General features: G+C 55.8%; 20 protein-coding genes and 1 pseudogene. 10 read left to right on the forward strand and 11 right to left on the reverse strand.

Annotated elements, in window-relative coordinates:
• A complete protein-coding gene (locus ACTU46_RS14605) occupies nt 1-4977 on the reverse strand; it encodes a DEAD/DEAH box helicase (RefSeq protein WP_443383133.1) in 4977 nt (1658 codons plus the stop codon).
• Between the two features lie 431 nt (nt 4978-5408).
• Here ACTU46_RS14605 and ACTU46_RS14610 point away from each other — a divergent pair, with 431 nt between their 5' ends.
• The 3 genes from ACTU46_RS14610 (at nt 5409) to ACTU46_RS14620 (ending at nt 7205) form a co-directional block, all read left to right on the forward strand.
• On the forward strand, nt 5409-6098 hold the full coding sequence (locus ACTU46_RS14610) for an adenylate/guanylate cyclase domain-containing protein (RefSeq protein WP_443383136.1): 690 nt from the start codon (nt 5409-5411) through the stop codon (nt 6096-6098).
• Entirely contained in the window at nt 6098-6586 is a 489-nt protein-coding gene (locus ACTU46_RS14615) for a Pycsar system effector family protein (RefSeq protein ID WP_443383139.1), read from the forward strand. Before ACTU46_RS14610 ends, ACTU46_RS14615 begins: the two co-directional genes overlap by 1 nt.
• Nucleotides 6587-6989: 403 nt before the next feature.
• Nucleotides 6990-7205, forward strand: coding sequence for a hypothetical protein (locus ACTU46_RS14620; RefSeq protein ID WP_443383142.1), 216 nt, complete (start codon nt 6990-6992; stop codon nt 7203-7205).
• 202 nt (nt 7206-7407) lie between these two features.
• On the opposite strand, the gene ACTU46_RS14625 is transcribed toward ACTU46_RS14620, so the two are convergent.
• On the reverse strand, nt 7408-8142 hold the full coding sequence (locus ACTU46_RS14625; protein WP_443383145.1) for an adenylate/guanylate cyclase domain-containing protein: 735 nt from the start codon (nt 8140-8142) through the stop codon (nt 7408-7410).
• Between the two features lie 663 nt (nt 8143-8805).
• Here ACTU46_RS14625 and ACTU46_RS14630 point away from each other — a divergent pair.
• On the forward strand, nt 8806-9753 hold the full coding sequence (locus ACTU46_RS14630) for a restriction endonuclease (RefSeq protein WP_443383147.1): 948 nt from the start codon (nt 8806-8808) through the stop codon (nt 9751-9753).
• A 345-nt stretch (nt 9754-10098) separates the two neighbouring features.
• Nucleotides 10099-10624 (forward strand): annotated as a pseudogene (locus ACTU46_RS14635) (IS1634 family transposase); the annotation flags it as partial.
• A 43-nt stretch (nt 10625-10667) separates the two neighbouring features.
• Here the strand turns inward: ACTU46_RS14635 and ACTU46_RS14640 are convergent.
• The 7 genes from ACTU46_RS14640 to ACTU46_RS14670 form a co-directional block, all read right to left on the reverse strand.
• A complete protein-coding gene (locus ACTU46_RS14640; RefSeq protein ID WP_443383150.1) occupies nt 10668-11498 on the reverse strand; it encodes an HNH endonuclease in 831 nt (276 codons plus the stop codon).
• Nucleotides 11499-11500: 2 nt separating this feature from the next.
• A complete protein-coding gene (locus ACTU46_RS14645) occupies nt 11501-12937 on the reverse strand; it encodes an AAA family ATPase (protein ID WP_443383153.1) in 1437 nt (478 codons plus the stop codon).
• Between the two features lie 345 nt (nt 12938-13282).
• Nucleotides 13283-13900 (reverse strand): recombinase family protein, encoded by a 618-nt coding sequence (locus ACTU46_RS14650; RefSeq protein ID WP_443383189.1) that lies wholly within the window; start codon nt 13898-13900, stop codon nt 13283-13285.
• Nucleotides 13901-14728: 828 nt separating this feature from the next.
• Nucleotides 14729-16429 (reverse strand): CocE/NonD family hydrolase, encoded by a 1701-nt coding sequence (locus ACTU46_RS14655; RefSeq protein ID WP_443383156.1) that lies wholly within the window; start codon nt 16427-16429, stop codon nt 14729-14731.
• A 206-nt stretch (nt 16430-16635) separates the two neighbouring features.
• Nucleotides 16636-17055, reverse strand: coding sequence for a nuclear transport factor 2 family protein (locus tag ACTU46_RS14660; RefSeq protein WP_443383158.1), 420 nt, complete (start codon nt 17053-17055; stop codon nt 16636-16638).
• Nucleotides 17052-18671, reverse strand: coding sequence for a bifunctional 3-(3-hydroxy-phenyl)propionate/3-hydroxycinnamic acid hydroxylase MhpA (gene mhpA, locus ACTU46_RS14665; RefSeq protein WP_443383161.1), 1620 nt, complete (start codon nt 18669-18671; stop codon nt 17052-17054). The genes ACTU46_RS14660 and mhpA overlap by 4 nt, the downstream gene beginning before the upstream one ends.
• A gap of 431 nt (nt 18672-19102) precedes the next feature.
• Complete coding sequence (locus ACTU46_RS14670; RefSeq protein ID WP_443383164.1) at nt 19103-19942, reverse strand: IclR family transcriptional regulator domain-containing protein; 840 nt, start codon at nt 19940-19942, stop codon at nt 19103-19105.
• Between the two features lie 153 nt (nt 19943-20095).
• Here ACTU46_RS14670 and ACTU46_RS14675 point away from each other — a divergent pair, with 153 nt between their 5' ends.
• From ACTU46_RS14675 to ACTU46_RS14695, 5 genes are all read left to right on the forward strand, one after another.
• A complete protein-coding gene (locus tag ACTU46_RS14675; protein WP_443383167.1) occupies nt 20096-21256 on the forward strand; it encodes a CaiB/BaiF CoA transferase family protein in 1161 nt (386 codons plus the stop codon).
• The gene (locus ACTU46_RS14680; protein ID WP_443383170.1) at nt 21257-22072 is read left to right on the forward strand and encodes a citryl-CoA lyase; all 816 of its coding nucleotides are present in this window, start codon (nt 21257-21259) and stop codon (nt 22070-22072) included. It begins immediately after the preceding gene.
• Nucleotides 22073-22095: 23 nt separating this feature from the next.
• A complete protein-coding gene (locus ACTU46_RS14685; protein ID WP_443383173.1) occupies nt 22096-23040 on the forward strand; it encodes a hypothetical protein in 945 nt (314 codons plus the stop codon).
• The gene (locus tag ACTU46_RS14690) at nt 23037-23402 is read left to right on the forward strand and encodes a hypothetical protein (RefSeq protein WP_443383175.1); all 366 of its coding nucleotides are present in this window, start codon (nt 23037-23039) and stop codon (nt 23400-23402) included. The genes ACTU46_RS14685 and ACTU46_RS14690 overlap by 4 nt, the downstream gene beginning before the upstream one ends.
• Nucleotides 23403-23536: 134 nt before the next feature.
• Nucleotides 23537-23689, forward strand: coding sequence for a hypothetical protein (locus ACTU46_RS14695; RefSeq protein WP_443383178.1), 153 nt, complete (start codon nt 23537-23539; stop codon nt 23687-23689).
• A 383-nt stretch (nt 23690-24072) separates the two neighbouring features.
• Here ACTU46_RS14695 and ACTU46_RS14700 read toward each other — a convergent pair whose 3' ends face one another.
• Together ACTU46_RS14700 and ACTU46_RS14705 are read right to left on the reverse strand one after the other, a co-directional pair.
• Nucleotides 24073-25032, reverse strand: coding sequence for a nucleotidyl transferase AbiEii/AbiGii toxin family protein (locus tag ACTU46_RS14700; RefSeq protein ID WP_443383180.1), 960 nt, complete (start codon nt 25030-25032; stop codon nt 24073-24075).
• On the reverse strand, nt 25022-25852 hold the full coding sequence (locus tag ACTU46_RS14705; protein ID WP_443383183.1) for a type IV toxin-antitoxin system AbiEi family antitoxin domain-containing protein: 831 nt from the start codon (nt 25850-25852) through the stop codon (nt 25022-25024). The genes ACTU46_RS14700 and ACTU46_RS14705 overlap by 11 nt, the downstream gene beginning before the upstream one ends.
• Nucleotides 25853-26156 lie beyond the last annotated feature (304 nt).

Here is a 26156-nt window from a genome sequence, read left to right on the forward strand (position 1 = left end):
CTATGCCTTGTCCGCAAGGCTGTTGACGATCTGCTGGGTCTCCACTGCTACGCGCGTGACTTTACCGATCAGCTCCACGATGTGGCGCGGGTTGCCGACTTCGTCTGCCCAGTCATTGGGGTCATTGACAATGCCCGAGGCCTTATCTGTTTTCACCTGGTAGCGGTCGATGATCCACGCCAGCGCCGAGCGCGACCCGAGCATATATTCCTCGGCCTCCAAGGGGATGCCCGCGATCGTGACCTTTGGGTTATAGATCATTGTGGTGCGATCATCGACCAGCTTGGTGGTCTCCGGGTCGCGGATCTTCTTCCATTTCAGTTTGGTGACCCGCCAGGTTTCCCGGTCGTCCTGGTCAGCGGTTTGCTTGACCTGGATGTCCAGCGGCCACGGCTCCACGTTCTCGTAGCCGATATGCAGCGTCATCAGCTCCCGGCCGGCAGTCGAGAGTTGGTCGAAGCGGGCCCGGTCAGCCGGGGTCTCGATATGGGGCAGCATCTTCTTCAAATCAGCTGCATAGGCCTCCCGGTATCCGGGGTCGTGGAGCTGGCCGTAGACGAAGTAGAAGATATCGTCCTTGGACACAGCCTGACCGAGAGCGTCCCGGTAGAGCACCAGGATCTCATCGGTGATGTTATCCACCCGGCGATGCCCCTCCAGAACCTCACCCTCGGTCCCTGGTTCACCCGCGACAGCCTGGGCCCCTGCGAAGTCCAGCATCCCCTCCGGAGCCTCCACCAGTTCCCAGATCCAGCGAGAGAAGAACTGCCCTCCCGACCCTGCACCAGTGACATGAAGATTAGGAAGCAGGTTAGTTGCGACTATTGAAAAAGGGACTGCAGAACCTGCTCCTACCTGGTAAATACCTAGATTATCGTGGTGTGGGGTCGGGAACATGGAGGGAAGTTGACCCCGCTCGTGGTTGAGATAGCGGTCGAAATAGCCATGCTGATTACTAAAGGGACGGTATAAGGCTGTGACATAGCCCTGTGGGTTTTCAGCTACCGGGATGTTTTTAGCGGCCGTTGTTCTGAGCGATCGTGACCATTTTACCTTTGTCCCATCAGCGTGATCTGGGTTCTGTGTGAGGAAGTCATTGACGCCAGATTCCGTGAAGGGAGATCTTTCCACGCCATGATCATGGAAACTAGAGCGTGCTGAGTTATAACCCTTGATGAGATGTTGCACAGAGCTCCGCAGTTTATTTGCAGAGTAGTTGTAAACCCAGGCATCTCTGCCGGTTTCGAGTCCACGCGAATAGGACTCAAAAAACCGCGTGACACCGGTGTTCTTTTTATCCCCCAGCACCGGCCAGGTGGAAAAGTCATCCGAGCGCTGGCTGACCCAATCACCATGACTATTGGGCTGGATCTCAGCCCACTCCATCGTGGCGATCTCGGAGCGATTGACGATCTTCAGTTTCTCCTCGGTGGTGAGGTAGTCGCCGATATCCCGGTAATGGATCCGGCACCCTTCCACACCGGGACGCTTGACCCCGATGAAGATCGCCACCGTATTACGGCTACCAGAGCCGAAGACCTTGCCGCCCTCCCTCCGGGACTGTTCACCCGCAGTGCGCTGATTACCCCGCAGGTTGAACACGTAGATATCGGAGTAGTCCGCAGCCAGGCTCAACCGCACCCCATCAGCGGTATTACCGTCAACCCACCCACCATTGGATACGAACGCGACTACACCCTGGTCCTCGATCCGGTCCGTGGCCCAGCGGAAGGCCCGCAGGTAGGAGTCATAGAGACTGTTCTTGTTCGTGCCGGTGGATCGTGCGACAAACGTCTGCTCGATCTTCCCATCCAGGGTCGGGTACTTGATGTTGGCGTTGAGATCATTCGCACTGGTCTGCCCCACCGAATACGGTGGGTTGCCCACGATCACCTGGATCGGGGAGTGTTTCTGCCGCTCGATCCGGGCATTGTTCTGGGCGAATACCTCCGCATCCAGCGTGTCATCGTCTTCATGGACCTGGAAGGTATCAGCCAAAGCGATCCCCTCAAACGGCTCATACCCCGGGGCATCGACACCCTCGCGCAGTGCTTTCTCCCCCAACAAGGCGTGATACGTCGTCTCAATATTCACCGCTGCCACGTAGTAGGCCAGCAGCATGATCTCGGTGGCATGCAACTCAGCGGCATACTTGCGGGCCAGATCCGCCGGTTTAATCAGCCCGGACTGCAGCAGACGCACCATGAAGGTGCCCGTCCCGGTAAAGGGATCTAAGACATGGACACCCTCATCGCTCAGCCCCCGGCCGAAGTGCTCCTTTGAGACATCATCAGCGGCACGCAAGATGAAATCCACGATCTCGACCGGGGTATAGACAATGCCTAAGGCCTCGGACTGCTTCTTGAAGGCCTTTTTGAAAAACCGCTCATAGAGATCCTTGATCACCGACTGCTTCCCCGCCGCGGAGGTCACCTCCGAGGCACGCACCCTCACCGAGGCATAGAAGGAATCAAGCTTCTCAGTCTCGGCATCCAGCTTGGAGTCATCAAGGGCTGTGACCATGCGCTGCATGACCTTCGAGACCGGGTTATGCGAGGCGAAATCATGCTCAGCAAACAGCGCATCAAACACCGGGGCGGTAATCAGATGCTGGGAGAGCATATTCACCGCATCCTCCGCCGTGATCGACTCATTGAGGTTGCCGCGCAGACCCTCCACAAACGCCTCGAACTCTGTGCGTACCTGCGGGGAGGCATCGACGAGCAGGGCGTTGATCCGCGCGGTCTGGGCGGCGGCGATATCGGCGACATCATCAGCCCAGTCCTCCCAATAACCCCGGTCACCGACCTTGGTCACAATCTTGGTGTACATCGCCTCCTGCCAGGCCTGAAGCGAAAACAAAGTCATCTGGGCCGACTGGTCCAGGCGTTCTTCCTCACTGGTGGGCTCGGTGCCCTGATCGGCGATATGGTCCACCTCGATCTTCGCCGCCAGCTCCTCCAACCCCTGGATATCGCCTTGCCCGGTGGTATTGACCGCGATGGAGTTGACCATCGCGTTAAACCGATCATCATGGGCCCGCAAGGCATTGAGCACCTGCCAGACCACCCGGAAGCGACGGTTATCCGCCAACGCCTGGGACGGGACAACACCGGCAGGAACACCCACGGGCAAAATGATGTAGCCATAATCCTTGCCCTCGGCTTTGCGCATCACCCGGCCGACGGACTGGACGACATCGACCATGGAGTTACGGGGATTGAGAAAAAGCACCGCATCCAGGGCCGGCACATCCACCCCCTCCGACAGGCACCGGGCGTTGGACAGGATCCTGACTTCGTTGCCGGGGAGGGGGGATTTAAGCCAGGAGAGTTTCTGGCCGCGTTCCAGGGCATTCATCGTGCCATCCACATGCCGGGCCGCCACGGTCAGGTCCAGGTTCAGGCCACTGATCTCGGGGTTGAGTACGCTTTTCTCCCGCAAGGTCTCGGTGTACTGCTCAATGACCCGGGGGAAGGCCTCGGCGACCTGCGTTGATGCTTTAATATCCTGGGCAAAGGCCACCGCACGCTGCATCGGGGCCGCACCGGTCTCGAACCCCGTGGAGGTGTCCTGATCCCTGCCGGAGCGTTTGGCCAGCCCATTCCAGCAGCCGATGATCTTGGAGGTCACATCCAGGGTGAGATCACCCTCCACACTGGTGGCTGCGCGTTGCGCGGTTTCCGCGGCGACATCCTCATCGACGGCCAGGACCAGGACCTTGTAGTCGGTGAGCAGGCCTTTTTCCACGGCTTCGCCAAAGCCCAGGCGGTGGAATTCCGGGCCGTAGATCGCCTCATCATCCATGGAGGCGACCTCGGCAAAATGTTCCTCGGCTTTGCCCTTGGTGGCTTCATCAAACAGTCGCGGGGTTGCGGTCATATACAACCGCTTGGTGGCCTGGAGATAGTCCGCATCATGGATCCGGGTGAAGTGCGAGGGGTCTTCCCCGGCCAGGGTGACTCCGGTGGTGCGGTGGGCTTCATCGCAGATCACCAGGTCAAACGGGTCTGCCCCCGCTTGTTGGGCGGCATGGACGGCAGGAAGGGACTGGTAGGTGCTAAACACCACCTGCAGACCAGCAGCACGTCGACCACCACTGGCCAGCGCTGCGGCGAGTTCCGTGCCATCGGTGGTGACCGGGATTTCCAGGTCATAGGCCTTGATATCCTCAGCCGCCTTGGAGACCTTCCTATCCGAGCACACCGCAAAAGAGCGCAGGTCGAGTGCGGAGTTGGCGGTCCATTCCCGCAGGGTCTGTCCCAGCAGAGAGATCGAGGGGACCACGAACAAGATCTTCGCGCGGCCGCCGTTGTGTTGGGCGACCTGTTCGGCGAGCTTGAGGGAGGTAAAGGTCTTTCCCGTGCCACAAGCCATGATCAGTTTGCCCCGGTCATGGGTGGCAAAACCCTCGAGGGTTTTCGCAATCGCCTCGGCCTGATGGGGGCGGGGCTCAAACCGTGGTTTGGGTGCCAGGTCAATGGCGAGTTCAGAGCCGGGGTAGGCGATATCCCAGTTGATGGGGGATTCGGCGATCGCATCCAGGCCGATGCGTTGGACCGGGATGGTTTGGTCTTCGATGGCGGCTTCGGCGTTTTTGCCCCACCGGTCGGTGGTGGAGATGATCATCCGGTTGGTGAAACGCTGCGGGCCGTCTGGGGTGGTGAAGGTTTTCCCTGATTCGGTGAAGAAGCTATCCAAATGGGATTTTTGCAGGTGGGTGGTGGGTTCGTAGAATTTGCACTGGATCGCTGTCCAGGTCCCGTCCTCCCGGTTACGGGCGACGAGGTCCACTCCGTTGTCGGGGCGCCCACCGTTGTGTTCCCAGTCGTTCCACCGGCTGACGTGTTCGTAGCGGTTGCTCAGGACCGGGTCGAGGTGGAAGTAGCGGACCATGAGGTCTTCGAAACGGTAACCGCGCTCCGCGTTGGTGGGGAGTTCCTGGAGTGCGGCGATGACATCTTTGACCGTGGACATAACCACTATCTTGCCAGGGCGAATACTGGAACGATTCATCTCATCCGACTAGTGCCCGGCATCGTCTCCTGATCCTTCTGCGTCATGAGGCGATCGCGAGGTGTGCGGGTCGAAGGTAGTCGATGGGTGCGGTGTGGTCCTCGGAGTAGGTCTTGCTTGACATGGTGGCAGATTACCTTTCCCAGCATCATGCTGGTGTCAGGGTGTCCACCAAACAGGGGTCAGGTCCCCGCTACAGTCAAGAATTCGCTGGGTGTGTAACAGCCAATTACGATATAGGGGAGCTGTCCCAGCAGCAAGGCGCATTAATCTTACTATCAGAACCATTCGCAGGAGCACCTCGTATCGCAACAGCGACCTGCTAGGTTATTTAGCAGCCATCCAGCTCTAACCCCGAGGAGACAAACTTGTTGCCGTCTATTGAATCTAGCGTGGACGACATCATGAAAGAACCCTGGAATATCACGGATGGGACAGTAATCCCTAAAACCGAAGACGTCGTGATGAAGAATGGCGGGCGCCTTGTTGAAGCAACTTACGTCTACGCTGATTTGGCGGACTCAAGTTCAATCGCGCAGAGCCTTAAGAAAGAAGCTGCAGCAAAGATCATCCGAGCCTTTGTCAACAGCTCTACACGGATTCTACGCAACTTCGGTGGTGAAATACGGTCGTTTGACGGTGACCGTGTGATGGCCATTTACATAGGTGATGACAAGAATTGGAACGCAGTCCGCGCTGCCTTTGCAATCAATTGGGCGGTTCTTGAGATTATCCGCCCCGCGATCAAATCAAACTGGACCGACGGTGAAGATTTTTACAACATCAGTCACCGTGTCGGTGTCGACACAGGAACGTCTCTGATCGTTCGTGGCGGTGCCCGCAATAACAATGACCTCATCTCAGTCGGTGGAGCACCAAACATTGCAGCTAAACTCAGCGACCTGAAAACCGGTTATTCAACGCACATTACCGAACGCGTGCGCGCGGACCTTACTGACGACTTACTCTACTACAAGTCAAATGATGTCCTTCTAGATTGCTGGTCCAAGTTGCCCGCTTCGGTGACAATCGGTGGTAAGCCGAACACTGTCTATGGATCCAATATCCAGTGGGGCATTTGATGACTCCCGACCCGGTCGATACTGCCTGGAAGATTCACGCGGTCTTAGTTGACTGGACGGGAAAAGTAGACACAAAAGCATCGTTTGCGTTGACGATTGAGAGCGCGCTCCTAGCTGGGGTTGTCACCTTATCCAGTGAGGGTCGAGTCTTTCACCATCTTCATGGTTGGGCGGTAGTTTGGTACGTGCTCGGCATCCTCTTGCTCGTCGCTGGCGTTCTCTGCGCAGCATGGGTCGTCCGCCCTCGCCTTCGCGCAGGGAATCTTGAGGCCGAGGCCGCCGATAACTTCGTTTATTTTGGCCATTTGCGGCATCTAACACCTGAAATAGTGCAGGAGCGATTACAAGGTACGGCCCTTATCTCCGTGTTATCGAAACAGCTCGTCGAAATGAGCAAAATCACCTGGAAGAAGCATAGGCTCGTGCAGTGGTCTATGAGCCTTGCCCCGATTGGTGTTGTAGCACTGGGCATATGTGCGACCTACTGACCAAATCATTTGAAAGGGAAGAGCAACCACTTCCGCGGAGTTGACCCATCATGTGCCTGGCCAAGCGGCGGTGCAATGTCATCTACGCGATGTTGACCTGTGGCTAACACTTTAGGGAGGTCCCATCCAGAGTGGCTGCTTTACCCCCTCACGATCAGCTGGTCAACGGCATCAAGGTTGACTAGTCACTCAACTGCGCTTTTCTTCAGAATAAACAGCTACCCCCGAATCGCCTATCCGATTACAGTGCCATTTCGGGGTTGTTGGTCGGGGATGTCCGCGTAGTTGGTAGGCCCCTTCCATATACCCGGTAGGGACAGTGATTTTGGGGAAATCTTCTTGGTGGCAGCCCCTGCAACCCGGCAGGGTTGCGACACGGTTTCACACCAAGGAGACAACTCCCATGGCTCAATTCAAAGAGATCATGGCCCTACGCCTGGACAACCGCAGCTACTCGAACATCGCAGCAGCCCTGGGTTGCTCGAATCGGGACATCGCCAAAGTCCAAGCCATCATCGATGATCACATCAACAACGGGCGTCGTGTGCAGATCGGTGATTACGACATGCGGCGTCACTTGGCGCAGGCTGATCGTGAAGAGTCAGATCACGACAGCTAGGTAATCCCGTCGCGAGTGCAACCGGGGCCGACATCAGTCACGATGTCGGCCCTACCATGTGTGCGGAGACAGGCCCTACCGCCTCATCGGAAGACCCCGACCACAAACCCGCTCCTGGCAATTACAGGGCCTAACCTCTTGACAAAAACAAGAGACACCCCCGGAAACAAGACGGTAGACCGCATTGAGCGAGCTACTGAGATCATGAAAATGACCAGTAGTAACTGCTGCGATAGTAGGAGTAGCTCCCGTCCCCCATGCTCAGTGAGTATGGTCCCTCCCACATGCTCGTACCGTTGGAAAATTTGTGGGAATCCGAGAGTCTGTTGTAAGTGCCCTGACCGATTCGAGTCACGTAACCCGCTTTGGTCCCATCATCGCGCATGTCGCTCAGTTTGGCTGCGAGATTGGGAGCGGCGCCGATCGAGATCATGTCGTCGCTGCCTCGGAAGCCAGCACGGGCTAAAAGGGCATCTCCGGTTGCAATGCCACTGGACTGACTTAGTGTCCAGCCAACTTTTTGGAGGGCAGGAATCTCCTGGTGAAGCGCAGGTGTCACGATTGTGTCGACTGCCCACTTGATACGCATCGCAGATTTGATGGCACGGTCTTCCTTGTTCGGGCCGGTGAAGACGCCCATTACGCGATCGCCGTCGAAACTACGGATGTGGCCTTCTAAGTTGCGGATGATTTTCGTGCTGACGTTGAGAAAAGCGCGGAAGGTTTGGGCTGCAGCTTCCTTGTCTGCGGCTGCTGCCAGACCTGATGAGTTGAGCATATCCGTGTAAAGGTAGGTCGCAGAGATGACCTTGCCTTCGGAGTATCCGAGGTCGACAGCTTCCGGGACCGATGTAGTGGAGGTCTGCTTCTTGGTGATAGTCATCGGTTGTCTAACTGTTTTATCGAGCTGTGCATTAACTTCGTCGAATAGGCCCATGTTTCCTCCAATTGTCTACAAGATCCGACATTACCTAACGCTGCAACTTTCGTAACATCAGGTTGTCCTACGCTCCTTAGTGGGAGCCCTACGGTGGCCAAGGATCATTGAATATTTGCAGTCACAAGAGCCAGTGATGGTGTGCTTGGGAACCACTTTCCTCGAGCGCTGTTGGTCTCTTTGAGAGCCATTCGTGTCGTTCAGCAGCGCCACCACCTTTAGGTCCCTTTAAGGGCTCTTCCGGATCTAGAGTGCGTTGATCTTTCCCTGCAGCCCTCCGGAGTGAATCAGTGACCGCAAGATGTAGTGGTTGAGGTTCTAGAAGAGTTAAAGCCAGGGAATAACGGATCGTAGTGCCTGTGGAGCGGTAGTGGATGGTCGACACCACTACTGGCTCCCATCCGCACCATCACTGGCTCCCAAGGGCCCGAACGTGTGGCTCCCATAGATACGAATATTCATCATATAGTTAACCTTTAAATCAATTGTCTTAATAGGGCATGCCCTAATGGGGCATTTTTAGTCGGCAGGAATTTAATGAAACCTAGGTGTTCGTAGCTTCTCCACTCAACTTTGCAACAGCACCCAGCCGGTTTATGGGGTAAATGAGAGGACCAAGTTCACTAATCGCAGGTAATCGAGACGGTTGAGTATTCTCAATGAATGGCCCAAGCTCAGTACATGAAATCATCAGCCAGGATTGCCCCCAGTGCCTACATGGCTTTGCGGAAGGCACTGGCCTGCACTACACACTTTAGGGACGAACAGCGACGGCTGGTCTATACGTGCCTAGGTGCCGATCATTTTAAAGTAATGAGTGATATTCCTTTTAGCGATCAACACAAGGCCAAAAGCGCAGACGAAATTGTCGACAGGTTGATCGCTAACGAAGATGAGATGAAAGAGGCGAGCATTGACATGATGCTCTCGCTATCTCAGATGAGCAGATTCCCGGATATCGAAAGGCAAACGGAGCCAGAGCGAGCTGGACTGTTAGCGGCAGCACGAGACTCTGTCCAAGAATTAAAAAAGCATATAGATCCCTTCATCGAGCGATTGAATCGCGTGCAAAGAATCCAAGAAGAACAGGAGCGAGAGGAGTCGCGAAGAGCACATCGGCGAGTGTTCGATCAGGGGCTTTCAGATCTTCAGGATCGTTTTCTCGCTTTGCAGCAAGGGCTCAATCCTCAGCAACGGGGAAGAGATTTTGAGAATCTAGTTTACGACCTCTTTCAACTTCATGACTTCCGCCCGAAACATTCCTATTCGCTCGAATATGAGCAGATCGACGGTTACTTTGAATTCCAAGGTGACGGCTTTATCGTCGAATGTAAATGGGAGCAAGAGAATTCAGGGGTAAATATTGCCCATATACTCACTACAAAAGTCAATGAAAAAGGACGTAACACGCTCGGGGTTTTAGTTACAAACGCGGGCCTGGCAAAAACGACCATCGAACGTTATTCAACTGCAAGCACCTTTATGTCGGTGACAGGACATGAACTCTATCTAGTGCTTGACGGGCGAATCAGCCTAGAAGAAATGCTGAACGAGAAGCGTCGACACCTTTATGCGACTGGATCCTGCTATTTCCCCTACCTCGATACCTAGTGTCCTGCGTCTTTAATTCGTTGTGAGTTTTTTGTAGCATTGGACTATGGCGCAACGAGGACCAGCATTGGCCGCATTGACACTGTCAGAAGATGAGCGTGACCAGCTGGAGCGCTAGGTCAGGCGCCGTAAATCGGCGCAGGATCTCACACTGCGGTCCCGGATCGTGCTGGAATGCGCAACCGGGGCATTAAACTCGGAAGTAGCCCGACGTCTAGGGATCTCGTTGCCGACGGTTGATTTCGACAGCCCAGACTTCTCAGCTATGCTCGCCCGCGACCAGCGTGTGGCGTTCTGAGGTGTTGATTCCAGCGTGTCCACGATGACTTTTTCAACTCGGTGGATGCTCGTCGTACGCTTCGCGGGATTGAGGAACTAGTCGGCAAAGCCGAGAAAGCCATGGCAGGCAAGATCTCGGTCAAACGCAACCTGTTCACAGAAGATGACGGCCAAGGACAAGCAGGTCAACTGGGAATTATTGGAACACAATAAGCCGTTGGCAGAGATAAAGGGTACGAGACGAACCAGGTTGATGTGCCCCTTGCACAGGTGATTCAGGCCTACCTGCAATTGCTCAAGATTGAGAAATCATTCCGGATGTCGAGATCAGATCTCAAGGCCCCGGCCGATCTATCACAGGAAGTGTGACTCGATTGATGTGCACCTGACGGTGATGGCTGCGATGCTAATGGGCCACTTTTTGGAGCAGAAGTTCGGGTTGTCACTCAAACGACTGGTCCGCGCGTTGAAGAAATGCTGAACCTTTGAAGTCGAGGTTTCCGGGCGCACGGTTCACACAGGATCACAGCTCCCGAATGATGCCGCTGTTTTGATCAAGAATCTAACTTTTCCAGGTCGAGGGGTGCACTAAATTGAGCCAAGTCGGGATTAAGAAGCGCAAAAGAGAAGCTCCCTTAGCCACTCATATCAAGAAATTTGAATCCTCCGTTACAGAACTCAACTGAGTTAGAGACCGCCACAAGTAGGGCTGATTTCCAATGGTTTTGACCATGGGTTCGGGCCACACTCTTCGCCTCGCGATGCAAGTATTTTTCTACCGTCCCTGCCCCTCCATCCGCAAAATACTCCTTGATAGCTTCATATTTCTCATCGAGTAACTCAATCGCTTGCTCAGCATAAATCTTCTCTAGCTTGAAATAGCTAAATTGCATGGTGAGAACTTGGAATATTTCATCCGTCATGCCAGGAGTGCGAACGATGCGAAATGAAGGAAGAACCACCCCATCGAGACTTAATGTTGCAGTAAGGAAAGCATCATTGTTAGGAAGCTCGTCAAGATAGGCATGGATAAATACTGGCTTTCCATCGGGGGTTCGATAGTCTTCCCCTTTTTGTTTGTTGCAGGTTCCGCACACTGGTACCAGATTTAGCGTGTATGCAGAGAACTCTGGAAAAAGTTCCTTAGGAAGGTAATGATCCAGTTCAGCTGTAGCGCGTAGACCACATAAGCAACACGTCCGACTACGTGCAAGAATCTTCGCCCCCTCATCGGCTAAAGAACCTGATCTCAGGATTTCGTAGTTTGAACGGAGTTTCGCAGCCGTTACGCTATCCCCGATTACGGTTGATAAATTAGAAATCTCCCCTTCTGCGTACCTCAAGTACGCCTCGAGGACCGTGCTTTCTGCGTTCTTAAGAATCCCAACTGTCGCTTTACGACGAGGCTTCTTCAGGTTTTTGTAGAGTTTCTCTTCATCTATTTGGGGACGTGTAAGAGTGCGCATGGTTATCGATGCTCTCTTTGCGCTCGCACCACCAGTGCGCGTGCCTGACTACTTAAACCAAGTGGGAAAAGATCCTCTACCTCGTCTAAGGATCTCTTGGAAGCGAGGTCACGAATCACAGCTCGATAGTCCGCTACCGTATTATCTAATCCGAATGCTTCGTGGGTAAGCTCTCCCAGACCTGCACCAAAAGTCTCAAGTTGTGGGTTGAAGACACGCACTTTATCTCCGAACCTCTCAACTACTTGAACGTCTTTTGCGGGCACTTCCTGGAGAACAACCGGACTATGTGTGGCAATTATCGCGAATGAGTCAAAACCTTCAAGCAGGCGCTGCGTACCCCGCAAAAGGGCAGCCAAAAGTGGAGGATGAAGGTGGGTTTCGGGTTCATCGATCAAAACTAACGAGCGGCTACGGAGATGTGCCGCAAGCTGGACAATGATGTTGATTACGATCTTTTGTCCAGCGCTTAATTTACTCAACTTTTCCGCAGATAGATCATGATCTTTTATCCATTCTGACAGGCTTAAACCAGCTCTGCCGAACGAAGGATCTTTGTCGATATCCGCTAGAGCTTCCTTAAGCGCAGCCGTATCACGACTGCAAGCCAATCGAAATGCACTTGCTACTTCCTCGTCCAAGTCACTGATTGACTTCAGCTGCAAGCTAGCTTGGCCATTCTGAAGACGGCGAAGTCCGCAATACGTATAACCAAAGTATGTATTTGATGGAGACTTATCGGCATCATTAAAATTTCGACCTTTCTCATCAGTTAAAGGGGGAAGTTCAAACGTATCGAAGGCACTGTACGACACCGCAGTTACAGCACTAAACGCTAGGCTTCCGCTCCCTTTCTGAGACCCGTTATTCTGACCTACTTTGCTTGTTTCCCTAGCAATGTCTGCAAGCAACCGCGTCTTACCGACACCGTTGTAACCGATCAGAACTTTGCAGCGGCCAGGTAGGGGACCCGAATCATCGAAGCCAAACTGTATCTCTGCCTCAATATCACGACTATAATGAGTAAAAGAGGCCACTCCCTCCGTAGCCTTAGTCCCGCTAAAAATCGTTTGAGCAGTAGAAAGCGTATGCTCTGCCTGTCCAAACCGGAGAAGGGACGTTCTCCATCCTTTTTCTTGCTCAAACGCAGAGGAAATCTCTTCATTTGTAGCAGCATCACGCATGGACTGTAGAAAAGCATCGCGTTCATCTTTCGGAAGGGCAGCCAGTTTCTCGTAATACTCGATGTCCTGCCCCAGAGAGCAATAACGATCGTCCAATGAGTCAAAAACTGAGGTGTCAAATGGTGTGTCCCCACTCTCTTGACCACTTTGCAAGATCTTCACCCCTCCCAAATCGACAACTTCTCCTTGCCTTCGATACAACTTTGCATAAAAAAAAGTCTTGAAGCCGAAATCATCCCACGTATTTCTTCGCAAGATAACGTAATTTTCCTTAGGTAGGAAATTGGACTTCCCCGGAGTCTCGATTATAAATTTCAATGTTGGTCCTTTCCTATATGTGCGACTTTCATCGAACATGGGTAATCAAAGAGACGGTGCTTTTGTTAACTTAAGTTAACAACAGAACCAGTCGAAATCCCTATTTTCAATAGCGCCCCAATAAATTAGTAAGCGGAAAATCTTGGGCGCAGCGGCACCCTCACAGGGAGGGCCGTGAGCGGAAAGTTTCTTTTTCAGTTTTTCGCAGTTATACCTCATACATAAGGCTCTCATGTCCAGTCTGTGGAAAACCACGAGCTGCCCGAGTCCTGCCCAAGCGGGCTAGCTGCTGGCTAGAAGTTTCCGACCGTCCTCGCGCAACTCCCCGGTCGGGGAGACATGCCGGTAGAGGGTTTGTCGGGTGATGCCGAGTTCCTTGCACAAGGCTCCGACGCTGGTTTCGGGTTGCCCCATCGAGGCCATGGCCAGGCGGACTTTGGCCGGGGTCATCTTGAAGGGTCGCCCACCTGTGCGTCCGCGGGCTCTGGCGGAGTCGAGGCCGGCTTTGGTGCGCTCGGAGATCAACTCGCGCTCAAACTCGGCGAGTGCGGCAAAGATCCCGAAGACCAGCTTGCCCTGGGCGGTAGTGGTGTCCACGGCAGCACCCTGGCCGGTGAGGACTTTCAGGCCGACACCGCGGTCGTTGAGGTCGTGGACGATGTTGACCAGGTGGCGAAGATTCCTCCCGAGCCGATCCAGTTTCCATACCAGGAGGGTGTCGCCGACTCGGAGTGCTTTCAGACAGGAGGTGAGTTCGGGGCGGTCTTCCTTTTTGCCCGAGGCCTTATCTTCATAGATATGGTCGGGGTCCACACCGGCGGCGATCAGGGCGTCGTGCTGGAGGTCGGTGGTTTGTGACCCGTCTGCTTTTGACACCCGCATGTAGCCAATGACGGTCATGATCTTCTCCTCGTGGTTGTGCGGTGGCATGGGACCATGGCCTTGACGCGGTGCCTTTTTGTCGTAGACACTTCCCGCGCTCACCATTATCCGAATGCCCAATGACACTTATGAAAACTATCTATATTTGGGTCGGCAACTGCCCGGAAGTGCCGATAGGTCATGCCTGGGAAATCTGTCCCTTTTTTAGTTTTGGCCATGAATGGATCTGCGTAACTGAAGAATCCTGAAAACACTGTCACTTTATCACTCGAAGGTAGCCTTCACGTGACGTAGGTAAAATAACGGGTTGTGTGACATTTTTGGTTTTCGCGACCTGTGTCAATGGTGTCCGTTTCATCTGTCACGTAAACGTTCGTTTTCGACACAACCGATAGGGCCCACCAAATATGTGACGATCGACGCTCGGAGATGCCGTAGTGAGATGAACTATTTTTGTGAATCAGAATGGTTAACATTTCTTGATGGCACCGCAATGAATGAGATGACACGGACGCCTAATCGTGAGGTCACGACATGAAGGCGAGGGCTGTGATTTGACAAGTCACCATAGGTTGATGTGATGGGAACCTCGCGGGCGAGCTTGGGTGTGGACTACTTCCGAAGATGGCTAGGTGATGAGTCCGGCTTGGAGGAGCGTCTTTTTCAAAGAGTGAAGCATCCTGGGCCGTTCTGATTGTTGAGGCATCTTCATCCCTGCCGGCGGAAGCGGCTTCGACCCCTAGTCCACTCACTCCGAGTGGCTATTCGACTTACTCGGTTTCGGTGTTGGGATCGCTTAAAGCCGCCAACTGAAGTTGCTAAATAACCGCCAAACGAAGCTGCAAGTCACAGGTCAGCCATTACTGGCAAGACGGGGATAAGGAGCCGGGCGGAGGTTTCGGGGCCTGTGTGGAGACGGGTGTGTCCGGTTTGCAAGGTATCCCACTGTCGTGTTTCTCCACCCTCCCACTGTCCCGGTTGCGACCATGATTGGATCACAAGACGCAGTGTTTCTCCTGCTCGGAATGTTGTTCCAGAGGGCATGAGGGGGATTGTGAGTTCGGTGATCTGGCCCGGTGTGAGAGGGGTGTCAACGCTTAGGTCAAGCACCGGCCGCCATTCGGTGGATCGGGTGGGGCTTAGGGTGCGTTTGGATGCTCGCAGCCAACCACGTGTGACAGGTCCGTTAGCGTTGCCTCCGGAAGCCGAGAAAAAGTAGACCTCATTGCCTGCTCGGTCAAGTTTTTCCACCCCTATGAAAAGGTCGATGTCATCGGTGTCGATGGATTCGGCGAACAGTTTGAGGGACATGTGTCCAACAAGATCGGTGTCTTCAGTGAAGGTGTAATCGAACACGGCCCGGTTGTCGGTACTATTCACTGGTTGGGGGCCGAATTCGGCGCTAGCAGCGCTGATGGGTTGGTCGGGGGTGAGGGTATTGGTGTCAGCGTCGAGGTAGAGGGATTGGTAATCCGTTCCTTCTACCGGCCAGTTGGTGGTTTCGAGAATCTTAAAGGTGTGACGGTCTTCGTTGATCTCGAGTCGCACCGGTGGAACATCAATCATTTCGTCACCGGAGTTTTTGAGGAACCGGTCGAAAAATCGCTTTTGAAGGGCGAGTTCCTCCTTTCCATAGAAGGCACCCCACTTTTGGCGTCGGTGGTTGTACAGATACTTATGCTCGCTCTTGATACGAGTGAATGCATCGAAGGTGTCCCATGAGTGCAGTTCCTGGTCGGAAAAACTCGCGCAGATGAGGGCCGGCACTGAGATCGTGGAGGTGTTATGTTCCCAGTCGAATAGTACTGGTTCGGGCCCGGAAGCTGCGTGGTTGGTGTTGGGGCCAAACCAGTGCTGCCCAATCCAGGCGGGAAATGCGGTTTCTGGGATCCCCCCATAACCACCGGCAGGACCGGATTCATTGACCCCTTCCCAAGGGATGATCGCTTTCAGCTGGGAGGGAGCAGGATCCTTGGCCACCATCCATTGCACAGCACACAACGCTGAGACACCGAGCATGCCGACATTGCCGGTGCACCAGTCTTGGGTTTCGAGCCATGCCATGATGTCGTGCCAGCGCTCCTCGATTCCGGGGGCTGCATCCGGATTGGAGCCTGATTTGCCGAAGCCGGGATGGTCAACGAGCAAGACAGCGTAGCCGTTAGGTACCCAGTACCCGGGGTCGGGAGCCTCGAAAGGTGTGTGGTCGGAGACGGTTACACTACCGAGGTAGAACCCGCCACCAGGAACATTTCCCTGCGGTGCGTCCCGAAAGTAGTGCCACTGGTCGTAGTCGTCCTTGCCGTATGGGGTAGACGTCGCGATAACAGGTACCACCTGGCCGTCGGAGGGGCGGAACACTGTGCCGGCCAGTTCGACTCCGTCGCTCATGGGGATATCGATATACTCGACCAGCACTTCTTCAGGCAGAGGGGTCTGAATAAAATCAAACGGGTGGTCATCAAGAAAATTCGCTTCGCCTTCCGGAGGTAGCGAGGTGGGGCGGGTCCAGCCCACCGTCGTGGTGGTGTTAGGGGTGTGAGTCATGGGAGGCTCCTAGGTAGGTTTTCTGGATTTGGGGAATATGGGTTTCGCATCGGTGACCATGCTGTGCACTGGGATACGGTCCACGAGGCTTGGGGTAACGGCCCGCCTCCGGCAACGAGGTCAGTAGAATCCGCTCACGTCGAGAACAGATGATTCATTAACGATGATCCGCCGGGCGGGTTTCTAGGGATTAATGGGGATAGCCACTACTTAGCGAGAACGTGGTGATCGGCCCAGCGTAGAGCTGAGTTGGTTCGTGTGAAGTGACCGTAATAACCTCCGATGGATTCACAATGTGGTTGATGTGGTTCTGCCAGGGACCATCGTTGGTAGTAGGCCTGGTAAGTAGCTGAATCATCACGGCTGGTGACCACCAAATTCGACACAATATGTCGGGTGGGGGCAGATGACGGGAAGACAGTGGTGTAAAACCGTGTGATCTCTTCTGCGCCGTCGTAGGGGGGCTGGTCTTTGAAGTGGAGTCTGGCGTGGGCGAGCAAGAGACCTGCAGCGTCAGGGTCTTGTTGGTCCATGGCTGCTGCATACTGCGCCAGTTTGTTGCTAATGACCTGGTGGTCTGTAGACAGCAACAGGTGGTCAGCGTTAAGAAAATTAGGTGGGTTCATGGAACAGTTGCGATGAGTTCGGGGCGCTGGTCGACTGCTACATTGTTGGCAGCTAGAGCGTGCAGGAAATCCGTGGCCAGCTGGCTGGTCGAATACTGCTCGGTGGCGATGCCATAGACGTAGTAGTCCGGTCGGACGAGCACTGCTCGGGCCGCATGATCCTGGAACCACTGCCGGTATGTTCCTGTCGAATCCACGGCAATGGAATCTTGGAGTTCAGTCCCCAGAGTGATGATCTGGAAACCTCGAGAGGTAAGACTGCGTCTAGTGTCCTCATTTAGGCTGGTTCCGGCGGCCGCGTCGGCGAGTAACAGTACGCCGGAGGGGCCAAAAACATCATCGAATAGTAATTCTCCCTCTTGAGTCTGCACCTGTGCCTGAATGAACAGGGTTCCACCGGCTGCATCGTGGATATGTATTCCATCCCCTAGGCGCGGAAGGGGGCGGGGTGTCATGGTGGTTCCCGCGGCGATGTCGGTGAGCATCGCGGTATCACGCTTTGTGACTGCTTCTGGTTCGGTGAGGCAGATGACCTCGCCCAGCTGCATGGATCGTTCAATGAAGTGGCGGACATGTTCGGCTCGTTCAGTGCCGTAGGTGTCAAGGAGCTCGGTGCCAGCCTGATTGCGCAGGACCAAGTCGAGCTTCCATTCAAGGTTCACCGCGTCTCGGAGGCCTGAGCACATACCCTGTCCCTGGAAAGGCGGCATCAGATGTGCGGAATCGCCCGCGAGCAGAAGCCGGCCGGAGCGCCACTTATCACACCAGCGAGCCTGGAAAGTGTAGATGACGTGGCGTTCCACCGTAGCGTTTTCCGGGGTCACGCCCCAGGGTGCCAGCAGCTCCCAGACCTTGTCATCCGTATTGAGCTCTTCCTTTGTTTCGTGCTCGAGGCGCATGAACTCGAAACGCTGCCGTCCGGGGCCGGCGGGAACAACCGTCGTGGGTCTTGCTGGGTTGCAGAACTGAGAAGCCGACGGGTGGATATCCAGCGGTTGTGTGGGCATCAGATCCACCACCAGCCAGTCATGGAAGTAACCCAGGTCGGTCATGGTCGTGCCGATCCAGTCGCGGACTTTGCTGTTAGCCCCGTCTGCTCCGATCAGATATCGCGCGTGCAGCTCACGGTGCTCACCCGCCGCATTGCTGATCCGCAGTTGGACGCCCGATTCGGATTCTTCATGACTCAGCGCCTCCCATCCTCGCAGCATGGTGATGGAGTCTAGGTCCTGGACCTGCCTGTCGAGGTGATCCTCCATGGCTGGCTGATGGAAAAAATAGCTGACATTCCACCCGGACGGCCCCGGCACGCTCCAATCGAGCTTCAGGATCGTTTCGTGGGCAGCGTTGCGCCATTCGTAGAAGTTGTCGTAGGCCTTTACTGCATGCGGCATTTTGTCTGGTCCAGCTCCCACGGACTGGAATAGTCGAGCGATTTCATCGTCGAAGTGCACTGCGCGTGGTAGTGGGTACGTCTTTTCTTGGCGCTCGACGATGGCCACCCGGTGTCCACGTAAGCCCAATTTTAGTGCCAGCAGACGCCCGGTGGGGCCGTATCCGATAATGGCCACGTCAAAATCCGTGCGTGGCGGGGGATGCGGGGTTAAAGAAGCCATGTCGTTTCTTTCTGTGATCTTTGTGGCGGTCCGGATCGAACCCTTACCGGAATGTCCGCCATGCGGACACCTGTACGTTTATGTGAAACGATCATCACACAGCGCCCGTCATGTGTCAAGGGTCACTGCGGAAGCGTTCTGCCATCCCCGCCAGGGGGCAGGGGCGTCGATACGTTTGGCCATTCATGGCCGCCCTGAGGGGGTCAGTTACTTCCGACCGGCCGAAAGGGGACTTCTTTAAGTAGCCCTCCCGGGGCCCATACCTTCCCCCGAGCAGGCAAGATGGAGCCCGGGGCGCGATGTCCATGTTTCCGGCGCGTGGGCTCGGGTGGCCGGGATCGTCCCGGGCGATTGGTAGCCGCAGGGCCCCGTGAGGGGCAGGGGCCTCCTGGCAGGGCCATCACTTCAGCACCTGGTCCTGTCCTGGAATGTCACTTGACCGTTTTCGCTGGTCGGGACTGCCAGCGCCCCCAGTCGGCACTTGTCCGTGCCGCTGCTTCCCGCAGGAGTGGCAGGTGCTCGTTGAGTAGCGTATCGATACTGGTTTCCTGGGCATGCACGGTGACGTTCATGGAGGCCCGCACCGCCCCCTCGGCATCGGCGACACCCACCGACACCGATCGCACCCCAGGTGCGAGCTCCTCGTCAACCAGGGACCACCCCTGCTGGCGGACCTGATCCAGAATCTCCAGGACCTGGACATCGTCGAGGGCCGGCTCTTCGGGAAGGCCGGAGCGTGAAGGTTCGCTTAATATTTCGAGAGCTTTTTCGGGGGGCAGGTCGGCCAGCAATACTCGACCCTGGGAGGTGCGCATGGCCGGAAAGCGAGTGCCGATATTTACGCGCAGTGCAATGATCTTCGGAACAGCCACCCGGGCAACATATACGATGTCCGACCCGTCCAGCTGTGCCATGGACGACGATTCCCTGGTCTGCCCCACCAGCCACTCCAGGTGCGGGCAGGCGAGGTCCCACAGCCCCAGTGAGCCAACGTAGGCCATACCCAGCTCCAACACCTTCGGGGTGAGCGAGAATACGCGGTCGTGCATGTGGACATATCCCAGCTCCTGCAGCGTCAGCAGGATGCGACGCGCCGTGGGGCGTGTTAGGTCTACTGCCTGCGCCACTTGGGTGAGGCTCATTTCAGGCTGTTCGGCGGAAAAGCTCCGCACCACCGACAGCCCCCGCGCTAGCGATTCGATGAAATCGGTTCCGCGATTTTGCTCTTTCATGGTGCTCCTAATTTCTTTTGGCAGTGACGCTTGACACATCCCAGTTTTACCCGCATGCTAGAGACACACTATATCGGACAATTGTCCGCACTGCGGACAGTCTGTGAACTTCGGGCTGTCCCGGCAGAAAGGAATCCTGTGAGTAGTTTCTCTGAACCAACTAATTCCGGACCTCCCAGGCCACTTGAAGGCGTGGTAGTTGCTGATTTCTCCCGAGTTCTGGCCGGCCCCTATGCCACAATGCTGCTGGCGGATATGGGTGCCGAGGTGATCAAAGTGGAAAGCCCCCAGGGGGACGACACACGCAGTTGGGTGCCGCCGATGCGCCCAGACGGGGTCTCGACCTACTACACCTCGATTAACCGGAACAAGAAGTCGGTGGTGCTGAACTTCAAGGACGAGGTGGACCGGGCTGATGCCCAGGCACTGGCTCGACGGGCTGACGTAGTCATCGAAAACTTCAAGCCTGGAGGTCTGGCTCGTTTTGGTCTGGATTACGGCACCGTCGTGGCGGAAAATCCACAGGTCATCTACTGCTCAATTAGCGGATTTGGCTCCGCTGACGGTGCGTCCCTACCGGGCTATGACCTCATTGTTCAGGCCATGTCCGGATTAATGAGCCTGACCGGGGATCCGGACGGCTCCCCCTATCGGGCAGGTATCAGCGTTTTTGACGTCATGGCAGGGCTACATTCCACCATCGGCATCCTGGCCGCCCTACGCCACCGGGATACTACTGGGGTCGGGCAACACATCGAGACCAGCTTGATGGCCTCCGCAATGAGTGGGCTGGTTAACCAGACTGCCGCCTATGTTGCAGGCGGAGTAGTGCCGCACCGGATGGGAAACGCCCACCCCAGCCTGTTCCCCTATGAACCTCTGCCCACCGCCGACAATGACCTCATCGTCACCGCTGGCAACAACGCTCAGTTCCGAAAGCTGTGCGGGGTTCTCGGCATACCCGATGTTGCCGATGATCCTCGATTTATGGAAAACAGCGACCGGACCACTAACCGAGAGCTCCTTCGTCCATTATTAGTTGATCGTCTGAAGACGGCCTCAGCTGAGCACTGGTTCGAAAAGCTCAACGAAGTCGGAGTTCCCAACGGCCCGATTAACTCCATCGGCGAGGGCATAGAGTACGCCACCAAACTCGGCCTAGAGCCGGTGGTCACCGCAGGCCAGGGAGAACGTTCCATACCCGTGGTGCGCAACCCCATCACCTTCTCTCAGACCCCTCCGCGTTACGACCTGGCCCCACCGGAACTGGGCGAGCATACCGACCTAGTCCGAGCATGGCTCAGAGACCTAGACACCAACACCAGCACCCTTGTATCTCTGGAGACTACGTAGATGACATCCAACAGCGATAATAACCTTCAGTTTCCCACGTCATTAGGCACGTCTTCGGCCACTGAGATCCGGTTACTGGGCCAGGATCTGGCGCAGGATCTGATGGGCAAGGTCACCTTCGGGGAATTGGCCTACTGGTTGGTAGCCATGCGCCGTCCCACCCCCGGAGAACTGCGGGTGTTTGAGTCCGTTCTCGTGGCCTTGGCAGATCATGGTTTCACCCCCACCGCGATCGCTGCCCGCGTTACTTACCTCAGCGCCCCTGATTCGCTTCAGGGAGCCCTGGCTGCCGGGCTGCTCGGTGGTGGTTCCCGATTCCTGGGAGTTACCGAGGACTGCGGCCAGTTCCTGGCCGCAGTCCTCGCCCATCATAAGGGCGCCCTGCCGGAAACAGACGAGGAGTGGGACCTTATGGCACAGGAGGCGCTCCGCACTCAACGCGCGGCCGGAAAATATGTTCCGGGCCTCGGCCATCCCAACCACAAGGACGGAGATCCCCGCACCCCCGTACTTATCGGTATTGCCGAAGAGGAAGGACTGCGTGGTCCGCATCTTCGCCTGTTCGAGGCGATCGGCCGGATGAGCCAGACAGTGCTTGGACGACGCCTACCGCTCAACGGGGCTGGAGTGTGTGGGGCTGCCTTGGCTGACTTGGGACTGCCCACTGACCTCCTACGTGGATTTGCGCTATTGGCGCGTGCTGCCGGCCTGCTGGGCCAGATCGCTGAAGAAAAGCGTAACCCCATTGCCCACGACATCTACATGACCGTGGATCGCAATGCGGTCTACGTCGACCCCCATGAAAATAGAAAATAACTGAGAAGATAAGGATTACCGAGATGGCTGATCTGACGGCCGTACTGGCCAGTACGCATCATCCCTTTTACCTCAAGGCAACCACCGACAACTCCGAGAACCGGATGCCGCAGGCCGACGAGTGGCAGCGCAAGGTGGAGGCCTACCGTGAGACGCTGACCGCTGCCGAGCCTGATGTTCTGGTGATGGTGGGTGCCGACCACTTTCACCAGTTCTTCCTGGACAACTACCCCACCTTCCTGATCGGCAAGCAAGAACAGTACGACGCCACCTTCTACAACGAGGAACGCGAGTTCGGTATCCCCAAGTATCTCCTTGACGGGGACGTAGATCTGTCCAACTACCTCCACGAAAGTCTGCTCGACGCGGGATTCGACTTTTCTTTTAGCCACGAGCTGAAAATTGATCACTCGATTATCTGCCCCATCATCACCGTCCGACCAGAAGCCGACCTCCCGATCGTGCCGATCTACACGAATATCTTCGCCCCGCCTCTACCGTCACCGAAACGTTTCTGGGATCTCGGCAGAGCTATTCGCAAGATCATTGACCAGTACCCCTCCGACAAAAAGGTTGCCGCCATCGGCACCGGGCACCTGTCCCTGGAACTGGGAGGTCCCCGGATGTTCGGCGACCACGGCCCGGACCCGGAGTTTGATGCGAAAGCCATCGAATGGCTGTCCACCGGAAACATCGACGCGATCCTCGACAACGTCACCCACAAGTCGATGGCTGCTGCCGGCAACGCCACCCATGGCTTCATGGATCTCATCCTCATGATGGGCATCGCTGGAGGGGAGCAGGCTGACTATGTCGATCAACTGGACCTTTACCACACCCGGGAGATGTTCATGACCTGGCATCCGACCAAGAACGACCAGCTGACCACAGCTACCGAACGAGCTGCTGAATCCTCCGGCGCCAGCCTCGGCCCGGTTTACGCCGTCAAGGAAGGAGCCTCGGCATGAGCAAGTACTACGTCAACAAATTCCTCTACACAGTAGACCGCGATCCTGAGTGGGTGGCCCGGTACAAAGAAGATCCCGTTGCGACCATCACTGCCTGGGAACGGGAGGTAGGCCCATGGCTCAACGCTACCGAGAAGACCAGCTGGCTCTCCTTCACCGAGGAAGAACGCCACGCCCTAGAGACTTATGACTATGAGTGGCTCTTCGAATATGGAGCCCACTTCTTCCTGTATCTGACCCTGTTTATCGGACTCTTCGAGGACGACTGGATCAACGAGAAGGGACCACTGTCTTACCAGCGAGAATGGGCACTTCGGCTCGAAAACTGGACCGGTAAGGAATATCCTTCTGTGGCGCTATAGGGGCAGACCATACCGATTCAGCCCTATTCCGCAGTTGTCGGGGTCGGCACAGGGGTCGAGGACGGATTATTTGCAGCCTGGCGTAGGGATCTAGAATTCGTGCTCAAGGACGACCGTTACGCCTCTGCAAAGTATTGCTCGTCGGAACCGACTTCGGTACTGGATCCTCCCAGGAACCGGCTGTGTGGGCGTTGCTGGATTATGGCTTCCTGGTAGTGATTAGCCCCCGCTTCGCAGATATTTTCTGCCAGAACGCCGGAAAGCTGGGTTACTCACGGCACAGGTGAGCAAGGGGGGGAGATCGAGCAGTTCTGGGAAGCTGTGGAGACTTCGCCCGGCATTGAGGTTAACGTCGACCTAAGAGAATGCACCATCAACGCAGACTCCCTCAGCCTTGGCTTCTTGTGCTGGCGCCTTCTCGAGGCCTTGATGACATTGATCTGATTATGGAGCAGGAAGAGCTCGTAACCGTTTTCGAGAAAAATCGGTTCGGGTGGCTGCCTATCATCACAATTTGAGTGATAGTGTCCGGCGTCTTTAATTCGGCTATGGGCTGCCGACAGCATCATGCGTCATGGTCAAGGGGATCGGAAGGTCGTTCACATTCGCCCCACCGTTTATCTCCTGCAGGGCAGTGTAGACCTCGTGTCAGTGTCATCTTGGGGTGCTGTCATGAAGAAGATATCTGCCATGAGTAAGAGATAGGGTCCCATTGTCCTGTCATGATGGCTCCTGCCAGTATCGGGTCCAGGCAGCGGCCGGCGACATCCACGGAGACCTCCAGCGGGTGGTAGGCCACGGGGTATTCAGCGAAGTCTTTCGCTGCCCTGGGGAAATTCTCCACCCACCTCGGGGACGGGGCCTGAAGTTGCTGCGGCAGGACAATACCGCGTCGCTGCTGCTCATGGTCTAAGACTTCTCTCAGCCGCGCGGCATCAATCCGAGACGAGCTGATTAAACGAACGAGGTCGGCCAGATCGCGGTACCGGGTGGAGGGTTCATCTTTGTTCCGTCCGTGGAGCTCATACATCGCGCAGATCTTATCGGCCAGGTGATTTTCCACCGCCACCACCGGAATGTCGGGCAAGTCAGCCAGGGTTTCATGCTCAATCACCGGAGATAGTGGGAGCATATCGACAGGCCCGTGGTCATGGCGGCGATTGGTGATGTCGATGATGAAGGTGTCAAAGATCCGGTTACCGAGCCAGACTGTCACGGTGATCTTCGCGGTTTTTGAGCCGTATCCAAAGCTGTCGGGATCAGAGTGTGCGTCGATATCCCCCAACTCGAAACGGAACGGATCAGACGACATACCCGCATTGACCAGTGCCTGGAGTTCTTCTCTCACCGGAGCGGGATCCTCCCAGGTGGTATCCCGAGCCAGGTCGATATCCCGGGTGAAGCGCCCACCACCGGCACGAATCAACAGGGCGTTTCCACCCAACAGCATCCAGTCAGCCGTATCACCGTGAAAGAGGCGCTTGAAGAATAAGGCGAAGACATACTGTTTGCGCACCAGCTGCGGGTCCACTCCTTTGCCCCGGGCGACGGTGGTGATCTTGGTCGATAGGATTTTGCGCAGACGTTGGAGAGTCTGCCGATTCTGGTTCTCGCCTACGTCACGTGTCATGGTCAGTACGGTCTTCTTCTTTCTTGAGATCTGTAGCGCGTGCCGGAGACGGAAGATCGCCCTTGGCCATAGCGCCGGTGGACTGCTGGAGAAAGTGGTCAACATCGGGGTTCACCAGGTCGGCGTGCAGCTGCTGGGTAAGGAACTCCCACGCCTTGGTGACCGTGGGGTCTTTAGCCGGGGCATAGCCGGCATGGCCCAGAAGTGAGTGGACCAGTTCCCGGCTGTTGGCAGCACCATAGTCATCGATGCGGGGAAACAACCGTTCCGCTAGCTCATCGGTAGAAACGTGATGATCTTCCACCGCATCACGCACCACAGTGGCCAGGTGATCAAAATCTGTCGCGTTGGCGGCCAGATCCCCGACTGTCCGGGCAATAGAGGTCACTGGGAGTCCCTCCATCCAGGTGATATCGCGGGCAGGCACCGCACAACGGTGGAACCGGAGATCTTTCTGCGTGGTCTGCCGGCGAGCCGGTGAGGAAAACTCATGGCGGGCCGCGAGCAGATCCCCCAACTGGTGAACCCCGGCCGCAGAGACATGGGAGACGACCACCGGATCGTCTGACCTGAGGCGATCTTCCGCAGCCACAGAAGCATCCGTAGCCAGCCATGCCGCACGAAGGTCCTGTAAACGGTCATATTTGGCCGACGGTAGGGCATATACCCCGTGACGGATCCGTTGCAGCATCCCCCGGCCATTCATCCGAGAAAGCCACAACCGCTCAATGCCCAGGCTGTGCGCCTGTGCTGCGGTGACCAGGCCCCACTGCGAGGAGCCGAACATCTCCAGCTCTTCCAACACCCGTGACTCCCGCATAGCACCTTCCCGGCCGTCCGCACTATCCGCGTCAGATACAAAAACTCATTATCATTACTTGGATTGTATCACCTGAGTGATACAATCCAAGTAATTCTAGAGGTTATCTCCAGCTTGAGGGAGACCGCGGACCATCACGTGTGGGTTCCCGAGCACACCGATCGTGTCTCACCTCGTCCCTCAGCCGACCTCCTACGTACGTCTTCCCTCTGGCCCTGTTGGTTGAACCCATATCCGTGGCGTGCTGCGGCAGACTGGAATCATGGCGAAGAAGATACTCGGTGACCGACAAAAAGAGGCTGTC

The organism is Corynebacterium sp. A21 (genome assembly GCF_052266655.1).
Classification (GTDB): domain Bacteria; phylum Actinomycetota; class Actinomycetes; order Mycobacteriales; family Mycobacteriaceae; genus Corynebacterium.

Bases quoted from the DNA above. Each gene is read 5' to 3' on its own strand.
- ACTU46_RS14660 (WP_443383158.1), bottom strand. From the start codon at position 17,055: ATGAACCCACCTAATTTTCTTAACGCTGACCACCTGTTGCTGTCTACA.
- ACTU46_RS14620 (WP_443383142.1), top strand. From the start codon at position 6,990: ATGGCTCAATTCAAAGAGATCATGGCCCTACGCCTGGACAACCGCAGC.
- ACTU46_RS14605 (WP_443383133.1), bottom strand. From the start codon at position 4,977: ATGTCCACGGTCAAAGATGTCATCGCCGCACTCCAGGAACTCCCCACC.
- ACTU46_RS14625 (WP_443383145.1), bottom strand. From the start codon at position 8,142: ATGGGCCTATTCGACGAAGTTAATGCACAGCTCGATAAAACAGTTAGA.
- ACTU46_RS14685 (WP_443383173.1), top strand. From the start codon at position 22,096: ATGGCTGATCTGACGGCCGTACTGGCCAGTACGCATCATCCCTTTTAC.
- ACTU46_RS14655 (WP_443383156.1), bottom strand. From the start codon at position 16,429: ATGACTCACACCCCTAACACCACCACGACGGTGGGCTGGACCCGCCCC.
- ACTU46_RS14705 (WP_443383183.1), bottom strand. From the start codon at position 25,852: ATGCGGGAGTCACGGGTGTTGGAAGAGCTGGAGATGTTCGGCTCCTCG.
- ACTU46_RS14650 (WP_443383189.1), bottom strand. From the start codon at position 13,900: ATGACCGTCATTGGCTACATGCGGGTGTCAAAAGCAGACGGGTCACAA.
- ACTU46_RS14690 (WP_443383175.1), top strand. From the start codon at position 23,037: ATGAGCAAGTACTACGTCAACAAATTCCTCTACACAGTAGACCGCGAT.
- ACTU46_RS14630 (WP_443383147.1), top strand. From the start codon at position 8,806: ATGGCCCAAGCTCAGTACATGAAATCATCAGCCAGGATTGCCCCCAGT.
- ACTU46_RS14640 (WP_443383150.1), bottom strand. From the start codon at position 11,498: ATGCGCACTCTTACACGTCCCCAAATAGATGAAGAGAAACTCTACAAA.
- ACTU46_RS14615 (WP_443383139.1), top strand. From the start codon at position 6,098: ATGACTCCCGACCCGGTCGATACTGCCTGGAAGATTCACGCGGTCTTA.
- ACTU46_RS14700 (WP_443383180.1), bottom strand. From the start codon at position 25,032: ATGACACGTGACGTAGGCGAGAACCAGAATCGGCAGACTCTCCAACGT.
- ACTU46_RS14680 (WP_443383170.1), top strand. From the start codon at position 21,257: ATGACATCCAACAGCGATAATAACCTTCAGTTTCCCACGTCATTAGGC.
- ACTU46_RS14670 (WP_443383164.1), bottom strand. From the start codon at position 19,942: ATGTGTCAAGCGTCACTGCCAAAAGAAATTAGGAGCACCATGAAAGAG.
- mhpA (WP_443383161.1), bottom strand. From the start codon at position 18,671: ATGGCTTCTTTAACCCCGCATCCCCCGCCACGCACGGATTTTGACGTG.